This is a genomic window from Litorilinea aerophila, from assembly GCF_006569185.2.
In the GTDB taxonomy this organism is placed as follows: domain Bacteria; phylum Chloroflexota; class Anaerolineae; order Caldilineales; family Caldilineaceae; genus Litorilinea; species Litorilinea aerophila.
This window is the reverse complement of record NZ_VIGC02000040.1, coordinates 1-20,127: the sequence shown is the minus strand read 5'-3', so window position 1 is coordinate 20,127 and position 20,127 is coordinate 1. Positions and strand designations below refer to the sequence as shown.

Annotated in this window: 16 protein-coding genes; all 16 read right to left on the bottom strand. The window is 61.1% G+C overall.

Annotated features, from left to right (window positions below):
- Nucleotides 1-2 precede the first annotated feature (2 nt).
- On the bottom strand, nt 3-1,235 hold the full coding sequence (locus tag FKZ61_RS21500; RefSeq protein WP_170200127.1) for a glycosyltransferase family 4 protein: 1,233 nt from the start codon (nt 1,233-1,235) through the stop codon (nt 3-5).
- A gap of 1 nt (nt 1,236) precedes the next feature.
- On the bottom strand, nt 1,237-2,715 hold the full coding sequence (locus tag FKZ61_RS21495) for a nucleoside/nucleotide kinase family protein (protein WP_170200125.1): 1,479 nt from the start codon (nt 2,713-2,715) through the stop codon (nt 1,237-1,239).
- A gap of 1 nt (nt 2,716) precedes the next feature.
- Nucleotides 2,717-3,520, bottom strand: a complete 804-nt coding sequence (locus tag FKZ61_RS21490; RefSeq protein ID WP_141612203.1) for an AAA family ATPase — start codon at nt 3,518-3,520, stop codon at nt 2,717-2,719.
- Nucleotides 3,517-4,647, bottom strand: coding sequence for a glycosyltransferase family 4 protein (locus tag FKZ61_RS21485; protein WP_141612202.1), 1,131 nt, complete (start codon nt 4,645-4,647; stop codon nt 3,517-3,519). Before FKZ61_RS21485 ends, FKZ61_RS21490 begins: the two co-directional genes overlap by 4 nt.
- Nucleotides 4,647-5,780, bottom strand: coding sequence for a glycosyltransferase (locus FKZ61_RS21480; protein WP_141612201.1), 1,134 nt, complete (start codon nt 5,778-5,780; stop codon nt 4,647-4,649). The genes FKZ61_RS21485 and FKZ61_RS21480 overlap by 1 nt, the downstream gene beginning before the upstream one ends.
- Before the next feature lie 18 nt (nt 5,781-5,798).
- A complete protein-coding gene (locus tag FKZ61_RS21475) occupies nt 5,799-6,683 on the bottom strand; it encodes a sulfotransferase family protein (RefSeq protein ID WP_141612200.1) in 885 nt (294 codons plus the stop codon).
- 101 nt (nt 6,684-6,784) lie between these two features.
- The gene (locus FKZ61_RS21470) at nt 6,785-8,008 is read right to left on the bottom strand and encodes an O-antigen ligase family protein (protein ID WP_141612199.1); all 1,224 of its coding nucleotides are present in this window, start codon (nt 8,006-8,008) and stop codon (nt 6,785-6,787) included.
- Between the two features lie 70 nt (nt 8,009-8,078).
- A complete protein-coding gene (locus FKZ61_RS21465; RefSeq protein ID WP_141612198.1) occupies nt 8,079-8,852 on the bottom strand; it encodes a Stf0 family sulfotransferase in 774 nt (257 codons plus the stop codon).
- 1 nt (nt 8,853) lies between these two features.
- Entirely contained in the window at nt 8,854-10,323 is a 1,470-nt protein-coding gene (locus tag FKZ61_RS21460; protein ID WP_141612197.1) for an MOP flippase family protein, read from the bottom strand.
- Nucleotides 10,324-10,419: 96 nt separating this feature from the next.
- A complete protein-coding gene (locus FKZ61_RS21455) occupies nt 10,420-11,235 on the bottom strand; it encodes a hypothetical protein (protein WP_141612196.1) in 816 nt (271 codons plus the stop codon).
- A gap of 33 nt (nt 11,236-11,268) precedes the next feature.
- Complete coding sequence (locus tag FKZ61_RS21450; RefSeq protein WP_170200124.1) at nt 11,269-11,964, bottom strand: AAA family ATPase; 696 nt, start codon at nt 11,962-11,964, stop codon at nt 11,269-11,271.
- Nucleotides 11,965-12,065: 101 nt separating this feature from the next.
- Complete coding sequence (locus FKZ61_RS21445; RefSeq protein WP_141612194.1) at nt 12,066-13,667, bottom strand: hypothetical protein; 1,602 nt, start codon at nt 13,665-13,667, stop codon at nt 12,066-12,068.
- An 18-nt stretch (nt 13,668-13,685) separates the two neighbouring features.
- Nucleotides 13,686-14,966, bottom strand: a complete 1,281-nt coding sequence (locus FKZ61_RS21440; RefSeq protein ID WP_141612193.1) for a sialidase/neuraminidase family protein — start codon at nt 14,964-14,966, stop codon at nt 13,686-13,688.
- Between the two features lie 106 nt (nt 14,967-15,072).
- Nucleotides 15,073-15,261 carry a three-helix bundle dimerization domain-containing protein gene (locus FKZ61_RS24550; protein ID WP_407659963.1) on the bottom strand — a complete coding sequence of 63 codons (189 nt, stop codon included), beginning with the start codon at nt 15,259-15,261 and terminating at the stop codon, nt 15,073-15,075.
- Nucleotides 15,262-15,327: 66 nt separating this feature from the next.
- On the bottom strand, nt 15,328-18,066 hold the full coding sequence (locus FKZ61_RS21435; protein WP_170200122.1) for a metallophosphoesterase: 2,739 nt from the start codon (nt 18,064-18,066) through the stop codon (nt 15,328-15,330).
- A 70-nt stretch (nt 18,067-18,136) separates the two neighbouring features.
- The coding region (locus FKZ61_RS21430; RefSeq protein WP_170200120.1) for a cadherin-like domain-containing protein at nt 18,137-20,127 on the bottom strand (1,991 nt) is incomplete at its 5' end.

The following is a 20,127-nucleotide window of genomic DNA, read 5'->3' as shown; positions in this document are numbered from 1 at the left end:
CCTCATTCGTGGTGGGCGACCGCGGAAGCCGGCAAGGGTTGCCGGCCGGCCTCAGCCAGCAGCGCCCGATAAAGCGACTCTACCTGTCTTACCATCCGCTGCACGGAAAAATAGCCGGAACGCTGGCGTCCTTCTGCCCCCATCTGCGCGCAGAGGACCGGGTCCTGAAGCAGCTGCAAAATACGCCCGGCCATCTCCGCCGGCTGACGAGGCGTTACCAAAAAGCCCGTCTCTTCGTTGACCACCACATCCCGAACCCCGTCCACGTCGTTGGCCACGATGGGCTTGCCGGCGCTCATGGCCTCCAGGAAGGCGATGGGCAGCCCTTCCCACAGGGAACTCATGGCCACCACGGTCAGGATGGGCACGATTCGGGCCACGTCATCCCGCGTCCCCAGCAGAAAGACCCGGCCCCGCAGTTGGAGCTCGTCGATCAGCCGTTCACAGGCCGGCCGCAACGAACCGTCCCCCACCACGACAAACTGGGTATGAGGCTCGGCTTGAAGCACCAGGGCTGCCGCTCGGATGAAGTCCAGCGGGTTCTTCTGTTGGTCCAGCCGCCCCACCATGCCCACCAGCCGGGCGTCCGGGTCCAGGCCCAGCTCCGCGCAGACCTCCTCCCGGTTCACCGGCTGTCGAAAGCGGGCCAGGTCGATGCCGTTGTAGATCAGGGTGAACTGCTCCTCGCGCCCGATGCCGTAGCCCAGGCCCTTCTGAATGTCCGGCCTGGAGACCACGATCAGCCGATGGGTGATCCGGGCAGAGAGACGCTCCAGGGTCAGGTACAGCAGGCGGGAGGCCTGGGACATCCCCTCGTGCATACCCCAGCCGTGGACGTGGTGCACGATCGCGGGGACGCCAGCCATGAATGCCGCCCAGCGCCCCACGATGCCCGCCACGGAAGAATGGGTGTGGACGATATCATAGCGCCTCTGCCGCATGAGACGCCACAGCGCCCACACCGCCTGCAGGTTCATGGGGAGGTGAATGTGGTTGACCAGGGAAGGCAACACTCGTGGCTGGATTCCCCGCTGGTGAGCCAGGTGGGTGGCGTCGCTGCGTCCCGGGGGGATGGGGCCGGTGACCAGCTCCACTTCAAAGTCTGGATGCTCCCGGAAATGGGCGGCCAATTCCAGGACCACATTGGTGGCTCCGCCGACGGCCAGGCCGGTAATGACCAGCAACAGCCGGATTTTGCCAGGAGCCCGTTGAGCAGGTGGATTTGAGAACCGCATGTCACATGATCTCCCAGATGGCACTCTTGACCGCCAGCACCGTACGCTCCAAAGGCTGATCGGTGGAAATTGGACAGACCGAGACTTTGCCAAAGTCCAGGTTGGCGGTGCGGGCATGGCGCCGACGCACATATTCCTCCGGCTCCCGCTTGCCCCGCCGGGCATTGCGGGCTACCGTCACCTCCAGTGGAGCGCTCAGATAGATCACCAGATCCGGCGGCGGGATCTCCCGATAGAGCCGGGCTTCCAGGCGAGCCAGCCAGCCGCGCAGGGAAGCGGCCTGGCCCGGCGGAAGGCGATGGGTCAGTTGGGGGCTATCCGGCGCACCGGCCTGCAGGGATGGATAACGATCACACAGGACGACCGTCCCGTTGGCGGCCTGGCTGTAGGCCCTCGTCAGCAGCGCCCGGCGTTCATAGGCCAGCAGGACAGCCCGGAGCCCATAGAGCAGGGGGAAGCCGGTCGCGCCCGTGGACGCTTCGGCTCTGGCGGCTTCCTCATGGGCCTCCACCCGGGTCGAGCGCTGGGTGGGCAGGAGCCGCCGCAGGGCAGGCACCAACAGGCCAGGCAGCGCGGTCAACAGGGTGGGCCTGGGTTTCCCGGCGTGGATCCGCTCCACCGCGAAGTGCTCGCCCAGCCAGCCGGCCATTTCCCCCAACAGGGTGGACTTTCCGGTGGCCTCCGAGCCCACAAAGGCCACCACAGCCCCGCCAGATTGGGGAACCATCCCCCGGCGAGAACGGCGCAGCCGGCGATAGGCCATGCGCGCAAATTTCTCCCCGCTGGTGAGCCAGGCCTGCAAAACCGAATGGCGGCCGTAGGGGCGGAGCTGTCGCTGCAGCCGATGGGCCAGCCAGACCCGGGTGGCCAGGGGAGCGGGCGCGGTCAACGCGTCCACACAGGCCGCGAACAGTTGAGGATCCACGGCAGGGAGATAACAGGCCACAAAACGGAGGGCGTCCTCCCGGGCTCCCTCTTCCAACAGCCACCGGGCTTCCTGGCGGACGGCAGGCCAATAGCGGGCCAGCAGGAACAGCTCCATGGGGGACGTATGCTTGAGCATCATGCGCAGGGTGAAAACCACCAGTTCCGCTCCCTTCACCGGCAGCCGGACCGGCCCCACCTGCCGGGTATGGGCCAGCAACATCTCTTCGATGGGAAAGTGGTAATTCTTGGTCAGGCTATCTCCGGTGATGGCCTGGTAGTAGGCGTGGACGTGCACAAGCACGCCGGTCTCCATGTCCAGGGCGAAATAATGCTCCACGGCCGGGAAGGCCTCACCCAGGGTGGTGACAGCCGGCTTAAAACAGTGTTGGCTCAGGAGCGTCCGGAAGTGACCGGCATCTCGCCGATGGACCAACAGGTCGATGTCGGTCTGGCCCATCAGGGCTTCCTCCAGGGCCAGGTTGCTCTTCCAGTGGCAATAGCGGATTCCCTCCTGGTTGAGGGCTGTGATGAGCTGATACACCGTAGACAGCATGCTAATCTCCCCGGACAGATACCGGCCTGGCCGTTCCCCGCGGGATGGACGGGGGAATCCGCGGGCCGGTTTGCAACTGCAAAATGGTGTTGGCAATTTGATGGGCAGTGGCGGCCAGTTCCTTGCGATCTGCCGATCCGTTGAAGACCGTCAGGGTTCGCGAGCGCAGGCGCTCCGCCTGGGTGATTCGGTCGAAGACCTGGCTGGCCCGGCACACAGAGGCATGGACCTGGGCCCGGTCGCGGCTGCGCATCTCCCGCCGGACGTCCCTGCGCCCCAGGGAGCGCCGCACCAGCAGGGCCGGCGGTGCAGTGACATAGACCAGCAGATCCGGCAGGGGCACCAGCTGGGCAAAACGATCCAGGTCGGCCGGGCGGGGCGGCGGCCCGTGGAAGACAAACAGGAGATGGGCCGCCAGGACGGTTCCCTCGTCGATCAGGACGACCTGCTCCGACAGAAAGCGTCTGGCCAGTTCATAGACCCCCAGTTTACGAACGATGCTCCGCCAGTAGTTGGCCAGGATGGGGGCCTGACGTGGTTCCCGGCGCGCCGCCTGGAAGAGGGTGCTGGCCACGAAGCCCACAAAGGCACGCTGGCGCGGCAGGGTGCCCAGAAACGCCGGCAGCCCCAGCAGATCCTGGCTCAGGTTGATGAGCGTGGGATGGCGGAAGCGGGGGAGGCCCAGCAACGTCGCCCCCAGATCGCCGGCGTTGAGCACCTGGGCGTGTCCGGCCAGAAGGGCCTGTACCTCTCGGATGAGGGTGGTCTTGCCGGCGCCGGTGCAGCCGATGAATTCGACCATCATGGGGCGACCTCCAGCGGTGCCGTGGGAAGGTGCTCCCCCAGGAGATCCGCGTAGATCTGGCCGTATCCCCGGTGCATGGCATCCAGGCTGAAACGTTCCTCCACCAGCCGGCGACACGCCTGGCCGATCTCTGCCCGCTCCGAAGGGGACATGGCCCGGAAACGCTGGATGGCCCTGGCAAAGCCGTCCACGTCGTCCGGGTGCACCAGGGGAATGAACGACACGCCCTCTGCGATTTCCCGGTGGGGGGGAATGTCCGACAGGAGCACCGGACGGCTGCAGGCCATGGCTTCCAGCACGGAAATGGGCAGCCCTTCCCCCCGGGAGACCGACAGGAAGAGATCGGTGTGGGTCAGGTATTCAAAGACCTGTTCCCGGGGAATCAGTCCCGTGTAGTGAACCCGGCCGGCCAGCCCGGCCTCCCGGCTGGCCGTGAGCAGGGGCTCCAGGAGGGGGCCCGCGCCGATATGGATCAGGCGGCTACCAGCCGGGTCGCTCCGCTGGAAGGCCCGGAGCGCGGTGAAGGGATTTTTGATATCCACCAGGCGGCTGATGGCCGTCACCGTGAAGTCCGGGCTTGGGCGGGTCGCCTCCCTGGCTCGGGCCGCAATCCGGTCGACCCGGGCCAGGTCCACCCCGTTTTGGACCACCCGCAGGCGGGAACCGGCCAGCTTCCTGTACAGCCAGGGGAAGCTCTGGTAGCTGGCCTGGCTACAACAGACCACCCGGCGGAAACGGGCAAAGGCGGGAAGAAACATGAGCCGGTTGCGGAGCTTGTAGTTGGGGTAGCTGTCGTGAACGGTCAACACGGTCGACGCTGCATACTGGCGGTGGGCAGTCAGGGTGCCCAACAGAAACAGGAGCGCCAGATGGGGGGAATGGACGTGGATCACGTCATACGGCCCGGCTGCCAGGGCGCCACGCAGCGCCCCAAAGAATCCAGCAAGGGTGCCATCCCCTTCGAAAACCGGGATGGCAGCAGGCGCGGCCACATCGGAAGGGAAAAACGTGCAGATGGCCAGGTCCCGCTTCCCCACCCAGGGCAGGCAGTGCTCGTTGTAGGGATTGCTGGTCTCCCGGATGGCCAGGATGACGTGCAGGATGTGCAGTTTATCTGGAGGTCTCATCAAAGTGCTCGCTCCCGCGCAAAACTGGGCTGCCTCAACAACAGGTTCAGATACTGATCCACCACGGCTTCCTGGGTATAGGGCTGCCAGCTCTCCTGGGTGGGCCGTGGAATGGCGCCGGCCAGACCGAGCGCCATGGCCTGGGCCAGGCTGGCGACATCCCCCATGGGCACCAGCATGCCATGTCGTCCATCGGCCAGGATCTCCCGGGGGCCGCTGGGGCAATCGGTGGCGATGACGGGTGGCCCGCAGTAGAGGGCCTCGATGAGAACCGTGGGCAATCCTTCCCAACGAGAGGAAAGGACGTACAGGCCGGCCCGGCGCATGTAGGCATAGGGGTTGTCTACGAAGCCGGGCAGGGCCACATCATCCTGGAGGCCCAGCTGGCCCACCAGCACCTCCAACAGGGGTCGATCTGGCCCTTCGCCCAGGATGATGAGCCGGGCCGGGCGATGCTGGCGGACGTGGGCAAAGGCCTGCAACAGGGTCGGAAAATCCTTCTGGCGGGTCAGGCGTCCCACCGCCAGCACCACAGGGGGCTGGTCGGGCTCAAACCAGGGATGGTCCAGGGGTTCATCCGCTTTCGCCTGCACCTGGGGGGTGATGACCGGGTTGTACAGGATCTGGATGCGTTCCTGGCCCAGTCCCGTCACCTGGCAGAGGTCGGCGGCCACGCCGTGGGAGTTGCCGATGACGAAATCGGCCCAGGGGTAGAAGCGGCGGGCCAGGTGGGGCACGATCCGGTGTCGGCGTCGGGCCGACTGGCGGGCAGAGCGGGAAAGGGTGTTCTGCTCGTTGATGGCCAGGCGGCAGTGGGCGCGGGCCAGTCGCCTCGCCCAGACGGCGACTACGTTGGCGTAGTCCAGCGCGGAGACCAGGGCCTGGGGTTGGGCCTGGCGCAGGTAATAGACCAGCCGGGGCAGGCTGGCCAGTACCCGGGGCGCCTGCAGGTCCACCACCCGCACCGGTGGCCGCACTTCCCGGAGATAGGGTCCCGCGGCGCGGGCGAGCACCAGGTCCACGGCGTGGCCCCGGTCGGCCAGGCCATGGGCCAGGTTGACCATGGCCCGTTCGGCACCGCCGCCCGCCAGGGAGGGGAGGAAGATGGCCAGTTGGGTAGGGTGATGGGTCATATCAGCAGATCCTTCCTATCAGGCGACTTCCCGGATATCTTCCAGCCAAATGGAAAGATCCCGGTCGATGAGCGCCTCCACCTGCAAAATATCATCCCGGTAGAGCTGAAGCAGCCTGGCGCGCAGGTCAGCAGGGAACTTGGGTGGCGGCTTCAAATTTTGCTGGCGAATTTGCCGGGCCAGGTCCTGGGCTCGCCCCGGGAGGAGGGCTTTGGCCGTGCGAATCACCGTTGGATGGAAGAAGAAGCGATTCAGCAGACGACTTTTCGGCACAGCAGCCGGGTTATGGCGGGCGGATGTATCGGGCACAAATTCTGGATCGACTTCTAGAAACTCAAAGAGTTCCTGGACAACCCGAACTGGCTCTTTCTTGAACTCTTCAAACAGGATAATCTTAATCTGCTCCCGGGGAAAGAGATCGTAAAAGCGGCGAAGCCGTCGATAGTAGAAGCCCTCTTTTACATGACTGGCCTCGGGCGTCAGGTCCTCGTAGGCATTTTTAGCGGCCTCTCCCCGACGGATTCGCATCAGGTAACCAGAGAAAGCCCGATCGGCTGGGTTGCGCAGGCTGGCAATCAACCGGGCATGGGGAAGCACTTCCCGGATTCGCCGGGCCGCCGTGGGGCAGCGGAAATACTGGGGCGAAGCTTCGCCAATGGCAATTTCATCGGTGACGCCAGCGAAAGCAGCTTCATACGCCTCGAATGTTCGAACCGGGAAATTACGCAGCAGGGGTGGATCCCCTTCATCGGTCCAATGCCAGTTGCGTGCGTCCTCGTAGCCAAAGAAATTGGTCCCTTTCATGGGACACATGAACACCTGGGGGTGTTGATCCAGATAACGGTAGAGGGAGGTGGTGCCTGCTTTGGCCACACCGATAATCATGAAATTGGGCAAGGTCATATGGAAGCTCCTTGGTTGACTCGTCAACGACAGGGAAAAGGCTCAGCCGATATCCGTGTCCGTGAACCTCTTCGTCCGGCGATTCTGGCTTGGACGTTCGCTCACCTGCCCAGGCCCGGCAGGGCCCAGGCAGCCTCTTCGACGGTGGTATCGGACGGCGCGGATACGGCCTCCGACGCTGGCTCAGCCAGGGCGGCGTTGGCCACGATCAGGCTGAGAAAAAGCCACGTAGACTTTCGATATTCCCAGGTCAGGGTAAAGGCGCCGATGGCCCATACCAATAGAACCGTCAACCAGAACAGGGCATCCCACTTGGGGAGGGTTAAGGCTTTCAGGAAGGCGGTGAACAGGATCAGGGCAAAAAGGAGAAAGCCGATCAAACCGACTTCCACCAACACCGAGAGGAAAGAATTGTGGGCCACTTTACCCACCCGATTCACGGAACGGTACATGTTGCTGCCGACTCCCAATAGGGGATGCTCCACAAAGGATTTCAGGCCATCACGCCATAGAACCAGACGATAGTTGAGATCACCCTGGGTGAGCTCAGTCCCCGTCGTCCCCAGGCGTTGAAAAGAGCGTAATTCCTGCACGTAGGGCAACAAGAGCAAGATAGCGGAGACAACCAGGAGGAAGATGGCCACCCGGGCCCAGGGGCGTATTCTGTTCAGGTGGGCCAGGCCAAACGCCATCCCTGGCATGGAAGCGATCATGGCCGTTCGGGTACCGGAAAGGGCCAGCCCCAAGAAAGCGGCCGGGATGTAGAGATAATTAACCAGTCGCAGCCAGCGAGCCAGGCGGCTGGTTCCCTCCGTGCTGGCCAGGTACCAGGCAACCGGAATGCCCAGGACAACGATGAAACCGAAGCCATCTGGGTTGGTATTGCCGGGACTAAAACGCTGGTAGTGGCTGTAGTAGGCCGCCCCGGCGAAATAGTTTCCGATCGCGCTGCCGATGGCCACATAGGCCCCGAGGATATAGGCTTGCAACGCCATCTGAATGGCAGATTGGGTCGTATACAGGTCCCATAAAATCAGCACCAACCCCAGCAATTGCGCCCAGGTCATCACAAGGGTGAGCGTAGCGTCTGGATCGGCGCTCCAGAAGAAGCTGAGTGCATTCCAAATGACAAACAGGCCCACCAGAATATGGTAGGGAGCTGGATTGCGCATGCGTCCGGTAATGACCACAGTGATCACCCAGAAACCGGCCACAGCCAGGCCATAGAGCTTGACGGCGGTACCGATCCCTGGCACTTCGACGACCCCTTCCCACGGGATCATGAAAATCAAGAACTGGGACAACACCAAAGCGAGAAAGCGCATGAAGAGATCCCCAATCTCCAATGTCTGATGACAGGCGTGGGCAGCCGATGCCGGTGGTACAACTTCACGCTCACTGCAACAGCCCGGCAAAGCGAGATCCGGCCAGGGTTTGTCGCACCTGTTCGTAGTTTTGAATCACATCCCGATGCCCTCCTTGGCGGATCTTGACCAGGGTGGAGTCGGGCAAATGCTTTCCATCGACATCCAGGGAAAGAAACTGGAAAACAGCGCAGAAATGGCTGTGATCTGCCAATAGATCTTCATAAGCCACTTCCAGGTGGGGCAGGCGACTCCACTTCAGGAGCGCCCGGGCCAGATCTTGCTTTCTCTGCAGCCACTCCAGGCGACTAATGAGACCATCCGTATCCAATTCCACACAGAGTTCCCGAGGCGCAGACTCCCCGGCCAACAGGTGGGCCTGACCCAGTTTGGCCTTCACCGCGTAGGAGATCAATACATCCAGATGGTTGCGGCGCACCAGGTGGACCACACGCACCCGGTGGCGGATCAGATATGCCAAGATTTCGGGATAGCGCCCCAGTTGCGCATACATGAGCTTGAAGCCAACAGTCCCCGGGGTGCGATACAGGTCATTTAAATAGGCAAAGACCGCAAATGGCCGCACGGAGCGACGGGTCTGACAGACCTCAATGAAGCGAGGCCGGGCAAAGTCTGAATCCCAGCGCCTGGCCCTGGCCCGGGGCCGGGGCAAAAACAGCTCGCCCTGTGCCGTCACCCCGGGGATCCGGCTCAGGGTGCTCATCATCCACGTGGAACCGCTTCGATTGGTGGTGAAGACGACGTACTTGGTCCCAACGCCAACCTTGGTATCAGGTGCATCCATATCAAGCCACTCTCCTTACCTTCCAGCGGGGAAGGACCAGCTGAACCATATCCAGAATCTGCAGCGATAGCGACCGGGCCACCAGGATGAGACAGGTCAGGTAAGCCAGGCCCCCTATGGCTACATACAAGGCCAGGGACAGTAACGGATGCCATCCCAGTGGCATCAACAGCGCTTTCACCCCCAAAATGGCGGCGACCATGGCCGCAGAAGCCGCCAGTGGCGGAACAAACTGGGAAAGGTAGGTCTGGAAAGCCAGGGGCAGCACCCGGTTGACTGTCCAATACGAAACCGGGGCGAGGATATACCCTACTAACACAAAGGAAGCAGCCACCGCCACAATGCCCCACCGGACAGCCACCAAAAAGCCCAGGATGCTGAACACGGTATTCAGAAGCATAATACCCAATTCCCAGGAGGGCTTGCCGGATGCCCGTAACACGCTCATGTTGAAGGCCAAGATGGACTGCAGAATGCCGATAAAGGCTAAGATCTGCATCACAGGAATACTGGGCATCCACTGGCGGCCAAAGAGGGCAGGGACCACTTCCGGAGCCAGCACAGCCAGCCCGATGAAGACGGGAAATGCCAGCAGGCTGGTGTATTGGGTGGTGCGATAAAAGGCCCGTTGGAGTCGTACCGGTTCAGCCTGGAGGCGAGAAAAAGTGGGAAAAGCCACCGAGTTGATGATCCCTGTCACCACCCGGATGAGAACCAACAGCAGCCGATACCCTACTGTGTAATAGCCCAACAAAGTGGGTCCTAGAAAATATCCGATCAAAAAGTCATCCGAGCGCCTCATCAGGACTTTCAGCAGATTATTGCCCACCACATACGCGCCAAAGGAGAAGAGCTCCCGATAATGCCTGGAGGATACCCGCAGGCCAGGCCGCCAGTCGCTGGCCTGCCATAACACCACCACGCCAGCCAGCCCATTGGCGAGGGTCTGGGCAATCAAACTCCAGACGCCAAAACCAGCCAGGGCCATGCTAATGCCCACGACCCCACCTACCCCTGTAGCCACCAGGGACCGTATGGCCAGGCTCTTGAACGCTAAATCTCGTTGTAAAAGTGCAATCTGGACGCTGCTCAAAGCACTCAACAGAAAATTCAGGGAAAGCCATCGGAGGATGGGAGCCACCTGGGGTTGCCCCAAGAATGCCGCAATGGCGTTGGAAGAGGCAATGCCCAGTCCGGTCAAAACCAGGCCCACGAACACCGTAATCCAGAAAGCGGTGTCCAGATGTTCCGGTTCCAGCTCATTGCGCTGCACAATGGCTGCAGCCAGCCCCTGATCGAGAAAAATTTCGAAAACCGCCGTAAAAACCACAGCCAGGGCTACCAGACCGAAAGCTTCCGGTGCCAGAAGACGAGATAGGGCCAAGAATGTCAAAAAGGAGATCCCCTCCCGGCCCCATTTCTGTGCGATAGACCAGATAATGCCTCGTACTGCCTTCTCCCGCAGCGCCATACAGGTTGATCTCGCTCCTAATATGCCAGCATGAAATATGTCAGCATGAAACTTGATAGAATCCATTGCCTCTCGTCAAGAGATGACAGGCTCGATTTACGCAACCGGCACTCCCTTACGATAAAGATACAAAACCGGCTTGTATAACAGGTACTGCTTCAGCCGTGAGACAGTTAAGTTCCAATAGTTGAAGCGGTTCTGCCGTTGTTGTTGATATTGCCGCAGATGGCTATCCAGATGTGGTCCGTAGTCAGCCCGATATTGGGGAAAAAGCTCGTGACATACATATTGGTAGAGGGCCAGATCGGCCTGATTCGCCTCGACCAGTAATTGCCGTGATGCTTTGTCCGTTAGCAGTTGTTTCGCTATGGTTTTATCTCCGGCCACATTGACCCGCCGGTAGGAGATGTCCAGACCAGGCGCGACGAGGGCCTTTAACAGGAGCAAAGATTCATCGAAATGTTCGGTCAAGCCAACAAAGATGTTCTTACGACGAAGGATCCGAATGGCCTTATCCACATTGGCGGAACCAGCAATCATCTTGGTCTGATGATTGCGCACCCACTTCTGCTGGATCCAGTCCTCGAACACCAGGTCCTTTTTGCCCCGATATTGCACGTTGTATTGAAAGCGCGAGGCACAGGTCCTGAGCGGGTCACGCATAAATGTAAAGTAACGAAAGGTTGTGCCCGCTTCCTCCAGATCCACATACCCCCGCAGGCGGTGGCCACCGATACTCTCCAGCCGGGGATAGTATCTCCGCAGGCGGGCCAAATCCGCGCTGGAAAAGGGCGGACCGGTCCAGGGGGCATGCCAGGGTTCCACTTCACAGTGGCGGCCGCCAAAAGAAGAGCGCAAGATGTACCGAACTGTCCGGCCAGCCGTCTTGTTGATGTGAATAAACACTAGCATTTGATTTCCCCCACCCGAAACTCACAACAACTTTCAGGCCGACACCCTGGAAGTGGTTGAATGTCCCTGGCCCAAAGTGGCCAAAATTTGCGCCGCCAGATACGCGGCGGAATACCGGCTGGAATCCAATGCCACAGGCCGGGGGCCACCCTGCGCCGCCAGGGCCGTCAACACCTGGTCATAGGCGGCCTGATAGCGCCCAAGGAATGTGGTCGCTTCCACGATTGGCCGGCCCTTCACGGCATGGCGCTGGCTTCGAGCGTTAATGCGCTGGATCAGGAGCTCTTCTGGGGCATACAGCCACAAGATTCGGTCCAGGGTCTGTGCCCATTCTCGCAGCCGGCTGTGCCACCATGGGATGAAGAGGGCCTGCCGGAGCTGCTCTGGCCCAAAGGCCCACAAGGTCGCACATTTAAAAATCGGCCCGTGGTCAAGCAAGATCACGCTACCAGGATCGGCGAACTCCTGACGCAGGAACCTGGGCCAGGCCTCCAGGTAGGCCAGGGCCTTCAATTCATCCAAGGTCGGTGCACGTCCGCGCCTCTGCGCCTGCACCACAAGGGGCAGGAGCGTCGCCATCGAACGCGCAAATAGGGCCAGGTGTCGCCCATTGCGCAGGGCCAGATCCTCTGCGACGTGTATTCGTTCGTCCATCCTACACAGCGCCCGGGCCAGGGTGGATTTACCTGCCCCCGCCAGCCCCACCAACTCAATGATCCGAGAGGGCATGGACGCCTTGCTTCGCCGATCTGAAACGGACGTGGCGGAGTAGCGAGACACATCGTCGAAGAGCACGGCCAGCGGCCAGCACGGTAGTGGTTGGGTGGTTGTCACAATTCCGACCATAAGATAGCCTTCAATTCAGACAGTACCTCTTCTTTGGACTTGCTGCCATCCAGAACGAAGACCCCTTCCTCTTCCCAATCAACGGACCAGATTTCGGTAGAGCGCTCGTGAACCAGGTTGGCATCTTCGGTGACTTTGCGTTGGACTGCGATTGTGGGATCTACCCGAATGACCACCAGGAGATCAGGGTCGGAAATCTGCCGATAATACTGCTCTTCCCGGGCAATCAGGCGTTGAACCAGGCGGCTATTGGGCGTGGGAACCAGCAGCCCCCAGGCACCGCCGGATTCAGCCAGTTGCTGGACAAAGCGCGCCGTCATCGGCCCATCCATGCTTTCAATGCGAGGATGCGGAAAGCGATCAAAGAGCACCAAACCGCCCGATGCCGCAAAATTGCGCGCCTGAAGGTATGTCATGTATCGATCCCGGGCGCGACAGAGCTCACGTAGTAACCAGGGATAGCCAGGCGAAATCAAGGAACGCTGGGTCAGGGTCTCGCGCATGGTGGTCTCGGCGGGGTATAGGCGCAGCAAATTGCCGATTTTCAAAATGCTGCGCAGCACGATGGTAGGCCACGACCAGCGCGGTTTGCCCATATGGACCCGTCGCACATCAAAGTAAGGGGAGAGCCAGTCGTAAAGGGCATCCACCGCGGTGGATTTGCCGGCACCATCGCCCCCCACCAGTGCAATCAGAGCGCCTCCACTTTCCAGCCGATATCGGGGCTTCTTGTGTAGGAGCCGGCGGCCAATGGCCAGGCTGATCCGCCGCCAGGCTTTGATGCCCACATCCACTGGCCAGGGACGTCGGGTATTGGCCGCCAGGGCCCTCTGGAGCCGCATCCCCACCTGGATCCGCTGCCACAGGGGAGAGTCTGGTTGCAAGGCCTGGAGACAGCGTTCAAACAGAGAAGGAGTGATGGCGGGAAGATGTGCCATCAACAGGGTATCCACCTGCTGTCGGTCAACCCGGGACTGCAGGTAGGCAAGTTCTCGTCGCTCGGCAGGTTTCAGCGCCCCTTCGCCTCCCAGAATGACATCCCACATCAAATGCTTGAGCGCCATGCGAATCACGAAAACAATGAATTCAAACTCGGGGGCCGGCACCCGAAACAGCTCACCGTCGGTTGCAGAGGCCAGGTAGGCCTTCTCGATGGGCAATCGTAGATTCTTGGAGAGATCATGGCCCACGATCAGCTGATAATGGGCGTGCACATGAATCCATCGCTGGACCCCTGGATCATAACCGAAGTAGTCCAGGACCCCAGGCATTTGCTTATCCAGGGGAGCCCGGGCCGGTTTGAACCCCAATCGAGCCAGGATCTCGGTAAAGCGGTTCATGTGGCTACGACTCACCAGCAGATCCAGGTCGTTTTCACCACTGGCGGAGCGAGCGATGGCATCATTGCTCTTCCAGTGGCAATAGCAGATACCTTCCTGGCGCAAAGCATGACAAAGGGCACGCACCAGGTCGGATGTCTGCCGGGTAGATTCCACAGATTGATCCTGTGAACCGCCGCATCCTGCGTCAGAATCCGAAGGGGGCAGGGGCGCGTGGTTGGCCGTTGTTAACGTTGAAAGTTTCATGGCATCCCCAGGAACGATTCACAGATCCGCAATTTGGTAGACCGCCCGCTTACCTGAATCCGGAGCTTCCACCGAAACATACAATTCGTCTGCTATCTCGTCCGACGTGTTGAGCAACCAGACCTTGTGGGTATCTCGGCTATATTCGATCACGCGGGACCAGGTCTCGCCCCCATCCTTAGTCACCATGAGCAGGCACCTGGTATTGGCGGCAGAGTAGGGCAACAGGGCCCAGATCTCGATCCCGTCTCGTGAGCGGCGGAGGACCATGTTATCGATGGGGCTCCGCCGATAGGGGTCCGGAATCACCTTCTTCTCGAAGTGATATCCATCGCTGGTGTAGACCAGGAAGTTGGTGCCTCCCTGGTAATCAGTCCCGAAAAACAGCCTCCCATCACATTCAACAGCCGCTGTATATCCGCCCATTTGAATATGAAAGCGGTTCACCGGGTGCCAGTGTTCAGGGTTCAACAGGTCGGTGAAGTCCAAAGAGTCACAGACCCAAAGTTTTTTGTAGTTGTCCCCATCGGCCATAAAAATTCGATTGAAAATGCGGCTATACTTCACCAAATGGACATGTTTGTTAATGCCTTGATGGATCAAAAAGTCAGAACGCTGCCACGTACGCCCTTCATCGGCGCTGAAATAGAGATAGGCCAATTTGCGCCAACGGTTTCCCTCCCAGACGTTGCCATACTCACCGATAAGGAGGGTGCCATCGGGTGTCTCAGTCATGGCGTTGTTGTGCCGGAAAAAGCTTTCTGACGATCCCAGATTGAGAACCCTGGCAAACGAGTCCCCGCCATTGGCACTGCGATAAACCGCCCCTTTCACACAAACAAAGAGGACATTTCGGCTGGACACAAAGATGGCCTTAATGCGCTCTGGGAAACGTGTGACCAATTTCACCGTATCGCCGCCGTCGGTGCTCACGTACAAGGCCCGGTCGTCGGGATACAGGCAGCCGATCATCTCGCCATGGTGGCCAAAGCTAAAAAGTTTCCAGTTATGTGGCGACGGCGTCGCGGTGAGGCCGAGGTCCTGGATAGCCCCACACAGCCGGTCGCCAAATGCAGGGCTGTCTGGCTGATCTCCTCGCAAAATGAGCGGTTCATGGGGCGTGAAACGCAAATAGCGACTCTTTGGAAAGAGATGAAGCCGGTGAAAGGATTCCCACACCAAAAACGAGAGGAGCTCACGCGCCTTGCCGTATTGGTAAATATCATAGACAAACGACAGGGGGTTCCGAATCCTTCGTTCGAAGAATCCAGCATGTCGTTTGGTCAGTGCTCTTCCCACGGTTGCCTCCTTGGCATGCATGTTCGCTATGGCAAAAGTACCGCTTGCAGACAACGCTCGTAGACAACGCTCCGTGCCGGACCGTGCCGGACGATGTTCGAGGTCACTATTCCGCCGAGTGGCGAAGCCGCTCCAACGTCTGACGCTGAATGAAGATAGGCAGAAACGCGGTTACTTTGGCATCCTGATATTCACGGGCCACCTCTATGGCAACTCGACGGATGCGTTCTCGAGATACGCGACCTGCCAGTCTGGTCCAAATCTCCTGCACCAACTCTTCGCCAATCACGGGCATGGCGTCTTGGTCAGTCGGCTCTGAAAAGGGTAACCGGGATGCAGCAACCATCGCCTATCCTCCCTCCTACTCGTACACCTGAGACGCAACCGACTCCTGGAGAACCGATAAACTTCTATCTGTCGGGGTGGCAGAACAAGATGCCGCTTGTGTATAGACATCAATCTGCACACCATCGGCGTTATAAAACTCATAGGTAATGCCCGTGGGGGTCGCCGTGACCAGCATGGCACCGTGATCGCCGTTGTAGCGGACCACCGAAGTGACCCCGGTGGGCAGGTTGCCCAGGTTGTCGAAGGTGTAGAGGGAGGCCCCGCCGGCCCCGTTGACAAAGTAGGGGATGCCGTCCGCCTCCAGACGTTCATAGAGATGGTCGTGCCCGGCGAACACGGCCTCCGCCCCCCAACTGGCAAAGGGCCACTGTAGATTGCTGTTGGAACCATGGCGGCCAGAGGAGTACGGTGGGTGGTGGAAATAGACCAGGTCATAACAGGATGTGGATTCGGCCAGCCGCGCCTGCAACCACTGGGCCTGGGCTGAGCTCGAATTGCGTCCATCCGGCTCATCCCGGTCACTGTCCAGCGCATAGAGGTGGACCAGCCCCAGATCGACGTCGTAGTAACGCTCATTGTTCGGTAAGGTGAAGTAGTCGAAATAGGCGCCTGTGCAGGTGCTGCCCGTACAGGTGATGGTGTGCCAGTCGTGGTTACCCAGGGAAGGCCAGAAACGGTTGGTCGGGCTACCTGAGCCGTAGCTCCCCTGATAGTTGCCGATGTACTGGCTGTAGAACTGACCGATGTTGGTGTCGATGGTGGCCGCCTCCCCATCTGGATAATTGTTGTCCCCGGTGGTGATGATAAAATCCGGCTCCCAGCTGTTGACCAGTGCAGCCACCCGGGCCGCATTGGCACTGTGGTTGCCATAATCCCCGATCACGGCAAAGCGCAGGACCAGGTCGCCGGGCGTTGGCGTGGGTGTCCAGGTGGGCATCGCCGTCGAGGTAGCCGTTGCGCTGGGGCTGGGGCTGGGCGACGGGGTCGGGGTATCCGTGGGTGGTGTCGTGGCCATGCCCGTGGACGTCAAAATGGTGCTGGCACTGGGTGTCGGCGTGGCCAGGGAACAGTATTCAATGGATAGGCGGGGCGCAGCGTCCGCCGCGCCGTCGAAGGCCACCGCCTCCCGCACACCTGCCCCCACGGCAATGAGGGCCAGGGCATTGCCACTGGACCAACCCGGCCGGTGGACGATCTCTTCGATGACAGACGCCAGATCTGGCGTGCGAACGGTCTCGCCCACCACGTTGAAAGCGGGGATGGGATCCCAGCTCACGGCCGCGGCCGTGGTAGGCCGGGCCGAAATGTCGTTGGGAGCGGTGGTGAAGGGGGCCGCTTCATCGGTGGCCTGGCCGCGAATGACGACGGAAGCCGGTTCGGCGGCCAATTCGTCCACGGTCAACTCCAGCGAGGCCTGGAGGATGTCGGCGTCCTGGGGGACAGCCACGGCTGGAAAGCGTATGCCGACGGTTCGCCGGCCAAGGTCCAGGTCGTTGCTGGTCAGGTTTACAATCCCCGCAGGTGTTTCGTCGGCATCATCGGCGCTGGCCACGACGCCAACGGTGAGGGTGATCGGCGCGCCCAAGCAGAGTTCCGGCGTCGCCGCCGAGGTGGCGGTCGGTAGTGGAGCGTCCAGCACCAGGGCCAGCTCTAGCAGGCGGCCAAAGGAGGGGAGCGATTGCGGTACACCCAGGTCTTGGGGCTCCATTGCGGAAACAGAAGCCATCGACTGCACCACACGAGGCAAATAGACCTTCTGATCCTGGGAGGGCAGACTTTCATTGTCTGCCAGGCCGCTGTCTGCCATCCAAAGATGGATGGTATCCGCCGGATCGGTCAGATCCGCGCTGGGGGCAAAGACAATGCCCTGGGGATCCACCAGCTCCAAAGCGGTCAAGTCATAGGTGTGCAGAAGTTGCCCGCTCTGATCCAACTGGTAGAGAACGCCAGCAGCCGGGTGGGTCAGAAAGAAATGGTCGGTGTCTGGATGCACGGCCAGGCCGCGCAGGTTGGCTGTGCCAAATGGGGAGAGATCGAGGGTGGAAACCAGACGAAAATCCTGCTCCAGGTCAGCACCGACCAGGCGGGCGCTATTGTTGGCAGGCATGGTATCCAGAATCAGGAGCTGGCGGCTGGCCCCATGGACGGCTATACCCGCTGCCCTGTGGAGGCCGAGATGGCTGATATCGACCTCCGCCAGTGAGGTCCCTTCGGGAATGCCGTTTTCAGCGATGGAAGTCCAGGCCAGCCGGTTTCTCACCGCATCCAGAAGAAACAACCGATTGTCCGTGCTGTCGTAAGCCATGTTGACGGGCTCATCCAACTGATAGGGCAGGTCGACGCTTCCAACCAGCTCTTCATAAGGGGTAATGACCACCACCGGGGCCTCACCACCGCCAGGCGAAGCCAACGTTTCCCGATCCACCAGTGCCAGATAGCCGAAGGCAGGCAGGTAGGCAACCCCGCCAGGATGGAGAATCCCCCACTCGTTGGGATAGAGCACGCGTACCTCTTCTGCCCGACCATCCGCCACAGGAGCAACCGCTGCTTCGAGGTGGACGCACGAAGAACATGGGGCCAATGGCTGACTCCCCGAAACACCAGGCTGGGCGGCCTGGATGGCCGCGGTGACTTCCCCCATGATGAACAGATAGGCCATGACCAGGGCCAGACAGCGCAGGGTGTACGCGCTCAGGCGAGCCATAGCGCTTAGTCTGGCATGTAGTTTGGTAGTTCCCAGTCGGGCCTGCATTTGGGCTCCTCTCCCTCGCCCCGTGGTGATTCTACGGCCACCAGGAGAACAGGAGACGTGTATGCGGCGTTTAATTGCTCCACTCCACATGGAGGAGGGGGGCGTTGGCCGGGTTTTTGTCGTAGGACTGGGCCACCCGCTTGCCGCTGCCGGTGATGATGATGGCCAGCGCATTGCCGCTGGCCCAGCCCGGACGATTCACCACCTCCTGGATCACGCCAGCCAGGTTGGGCGTCCGCTGGTCCGGCCCCGCCACGTCCCGGGTCGGCCAGGCCGGCGGCACCCATGCCACCGAAGCCCCCGTGCGCGGCCGCCCCGAAATGTTGCCATCCACATTGACAAAGGTCGACGCATGGTCCGCCGCTTCCCCCTGGATGGTCAGATTCGTCGCCTCGCTGGTCGCCTCATCCACCGTGAACTGAATGTAGGCGTTGACAATCGTCGCCCCTTGTGGTATCGCCACCCCCGCAAATCGAATCCCGACCACCTGGTCATCCCGCTCCCGAATCAGCTCTAAATCGCTGCTGCTCAGGACCACCCGCCCGTTGGCCCGCTCCTCCGCATCGTCGCTGCTCGCCCCCACCCGAACCTCCACGGTGCTCGTGCCTCCGCCGCCACCCCCACTTACCGTGATGCTCACCGCCGCCGTGTCACACAGCCCACCCGTGTCGCAAATCTCGTACACAAAACCGTCGCTGCCACTGAACCCTGGATTCGGCGTGTACGTGAACGTCCCATCCCCGTGGTTCACCAGCCCCCCATTCGCCGGCACCGTACAGCCACCGCAGCCCGTGTTCACCGTCCCCACATCCAGGTTCCCGTCCACGTCGCTGTCGTTAGCCGCCACATCGATCACCACCGCCGTACCGGCCATCGTGCTCACGCTGTCATCCACCGCCACCGGCGCCCGATTGACCGCTCCATCGGTGCTGAACTCCACATGGAGGAGGGGGGCGTTGGCCGGGTTCTTGTTGTAGGACTGGGCCACCCGCTTGCCGCTGCCGGTGATGATGATGGCCAGCGCATTGCCGCTGGCCCAGCCCGGACGATTCACCACCTCCTGGATCACGCCAGCCAGGTTGGGCGTCCGCTGGTCCGGCCCCGCCACGTCCCGGGTCGGCCAGGCCGGCGGCACCCATGCCACCGAAGCCCCCGTGCGCGGCCGCCCCGAAATGTTGCCATCCACATTGACAAAGGTCGACGCATGGTCCGCCGCTTCCCCCTGGATGGTCAGATTCGTCGCCTCGCTGGTCGCCTCATCCACCGTGAACTGAATGTAGGCGTTGACAATCGTCGCCCCTTGTGGTATCGCCACCCCCGCAAATCGAATCCCGACCACCTGGTCATCCCGCTCCCGAATCAGCTCTAAATCGCTGCTGCTCAGGACCACCCGCCCGTTGGCCCGCTCCTCCGCATCGTCGCTGCTCGCCCCCACCCGAACCTCCAGGCTGCTCGTGCCTCCGCCGCCGCCCCCACTTACCGTGATGCTCACCGCCGCCGTGTCACACAGCCCACCCGTGTCACAAATCTCGTACACAAAACCGTCGCTGCCACTGAACCCCGGATTCGGCGTGTACGTGAACGTCCCATCCCCGTGGTTCACCAGACCCCCATTCGCCGGCACCGTACAGCCACCGCAGCCCGTGTTCACCGTCCCCACATCCAGGTTCCCGTCCACGTCGCTGTCGTTGGCCGCCACATCGATCACCACCGCCGTACCGGCCATCGTGCTCACGCTGTCATCCACTGCCACCGGCGCACTGTTGACCGCGCTCACCGTGATGCTCACCGCCGCCGTGTCACACAGCCCACCCGTGTCGCAAATCTCGTACACAAAACCGTCACTGCCACTGAACCCCGGATTCGGCGTGTACGTGAACGTCCCATCCCCGTGGTTCACCAAACCCCCATTCGCCGGCACCGTACAGCCACCACAGCCCGTGTTCACCGTCCCCACATCCAGGTTCCCGTCCACGTCGCTGTCGTTGGCCGCCACATCGATCACCACCGCCGTACCGGCCATCGTGCTCACGCTGTCATCCACTGCCACCGGCGCACTGT

Excerpts from the sequence above, each read along its gene's own strand:
- FKZ61_RS21500 (WP_170200127.1), bottom strand. The coding sequence starts at position 1,235 with ATGCGGTTCTCAAATCCACCTGCTCAACGGGCTCCTGGCAAAATCCGG.
- FKZ61_RS21495 (WP_170200125.1), bottom strand. The coding sequence starts at position 2,715 with ATGCTGTCTACGGTGTATCAGCTCATCACAGCCCTCAACCAGGAGGGA.
- FKZ61_RS21490 (WP_141612203.1), bottom strand. The coding sequence starts at position 3,520 with ATGATGGTCGAATTCATCGGCTGCACCGGCGCCGGCAAGACCACCCTC.
- FKZ61_RS21485 (WP_141612202.1), bottom strand. The coding sequence starts at position 4,647 with ATGAGACCTCCAGATAAACTGCACATCCTGCACGTCATCCTGGCCATC.
- FKZ61_RS21480 (WP_141612201.1), bottom strand. The coding sequence starts at position 5,780 with ATGACCCATCACCCTACCCAACTGGCCATCTTCCTCCCCTCCCTGGCG.
- FKZ61_RS21475 (WP_141612200.1), bottom strand. The coding sequence starts at position 6,683 with ATGACCTTGCCCAATTTCATGATTATCGGTGTGGCCAAAGCAGGCACC.
- FKZ61_RS21470 (WP_141612199.1), bottom strand. The coding sequence starts at position 8,008 with ATGCGCTTTCTCGCTTTGGTGTTGTCCCAGTTCTTGATTTTCATGATC.
- FKZ61_RS21465 (WP_141612198.1), bottom strand. The coding sequence starts at position 8,852 with ATGGATGCACCTGATACCAAGGTTGGCGTTGGGACCAAGTACGTCGTC.
- FKZ61_RS21460 (WP_141612197.1), bottom strand. The coding sequence starts at position 10,323 with ATGGCGCTGCGGGAGAAGGCAGTACGAGGCATTATCTGGTCTATCGCA.
- FKZ61_RS21455 (WP_141612196.1), bottom strand. The coding sequence starts at position 11,235 with ATGCTAGTGTTTATTCACATCAACAAGACGGCTGGCCGGACAGTTCGG.
- FKZ61_RS21450 (WP_170200124.1), bottom strand. The coding sequence starts at position 11,964 with ATGCCCTCTCGGATCATTGAGTTGGTGGGGCTGGCGGGGGCAGGTAAA.
- FKZ61_RS21445 (WP_141612194.1), bottom strand. The coding sequence starts at position 13,667 with ATGAAACTTTCAACGTTAACAACGGCCAACCACGCGCCCCTGCCCCCT.
- FKZ61_RS24550 (WP_407659963.1), bottom strand. The coding sequence starts at position 15,261 with ATGCCCGTGATTGGCGAAGAGTTGGTGCAGGAGATTTGGACCAGACTG.
- FKZ61_RS21435 (WP_170200122.1), bottom strand. The coding sequence starts at position 18,066 with ATGCAGGCCCGACTGGGAACTACCAAACTACATGCCAGACTAAGCGCT.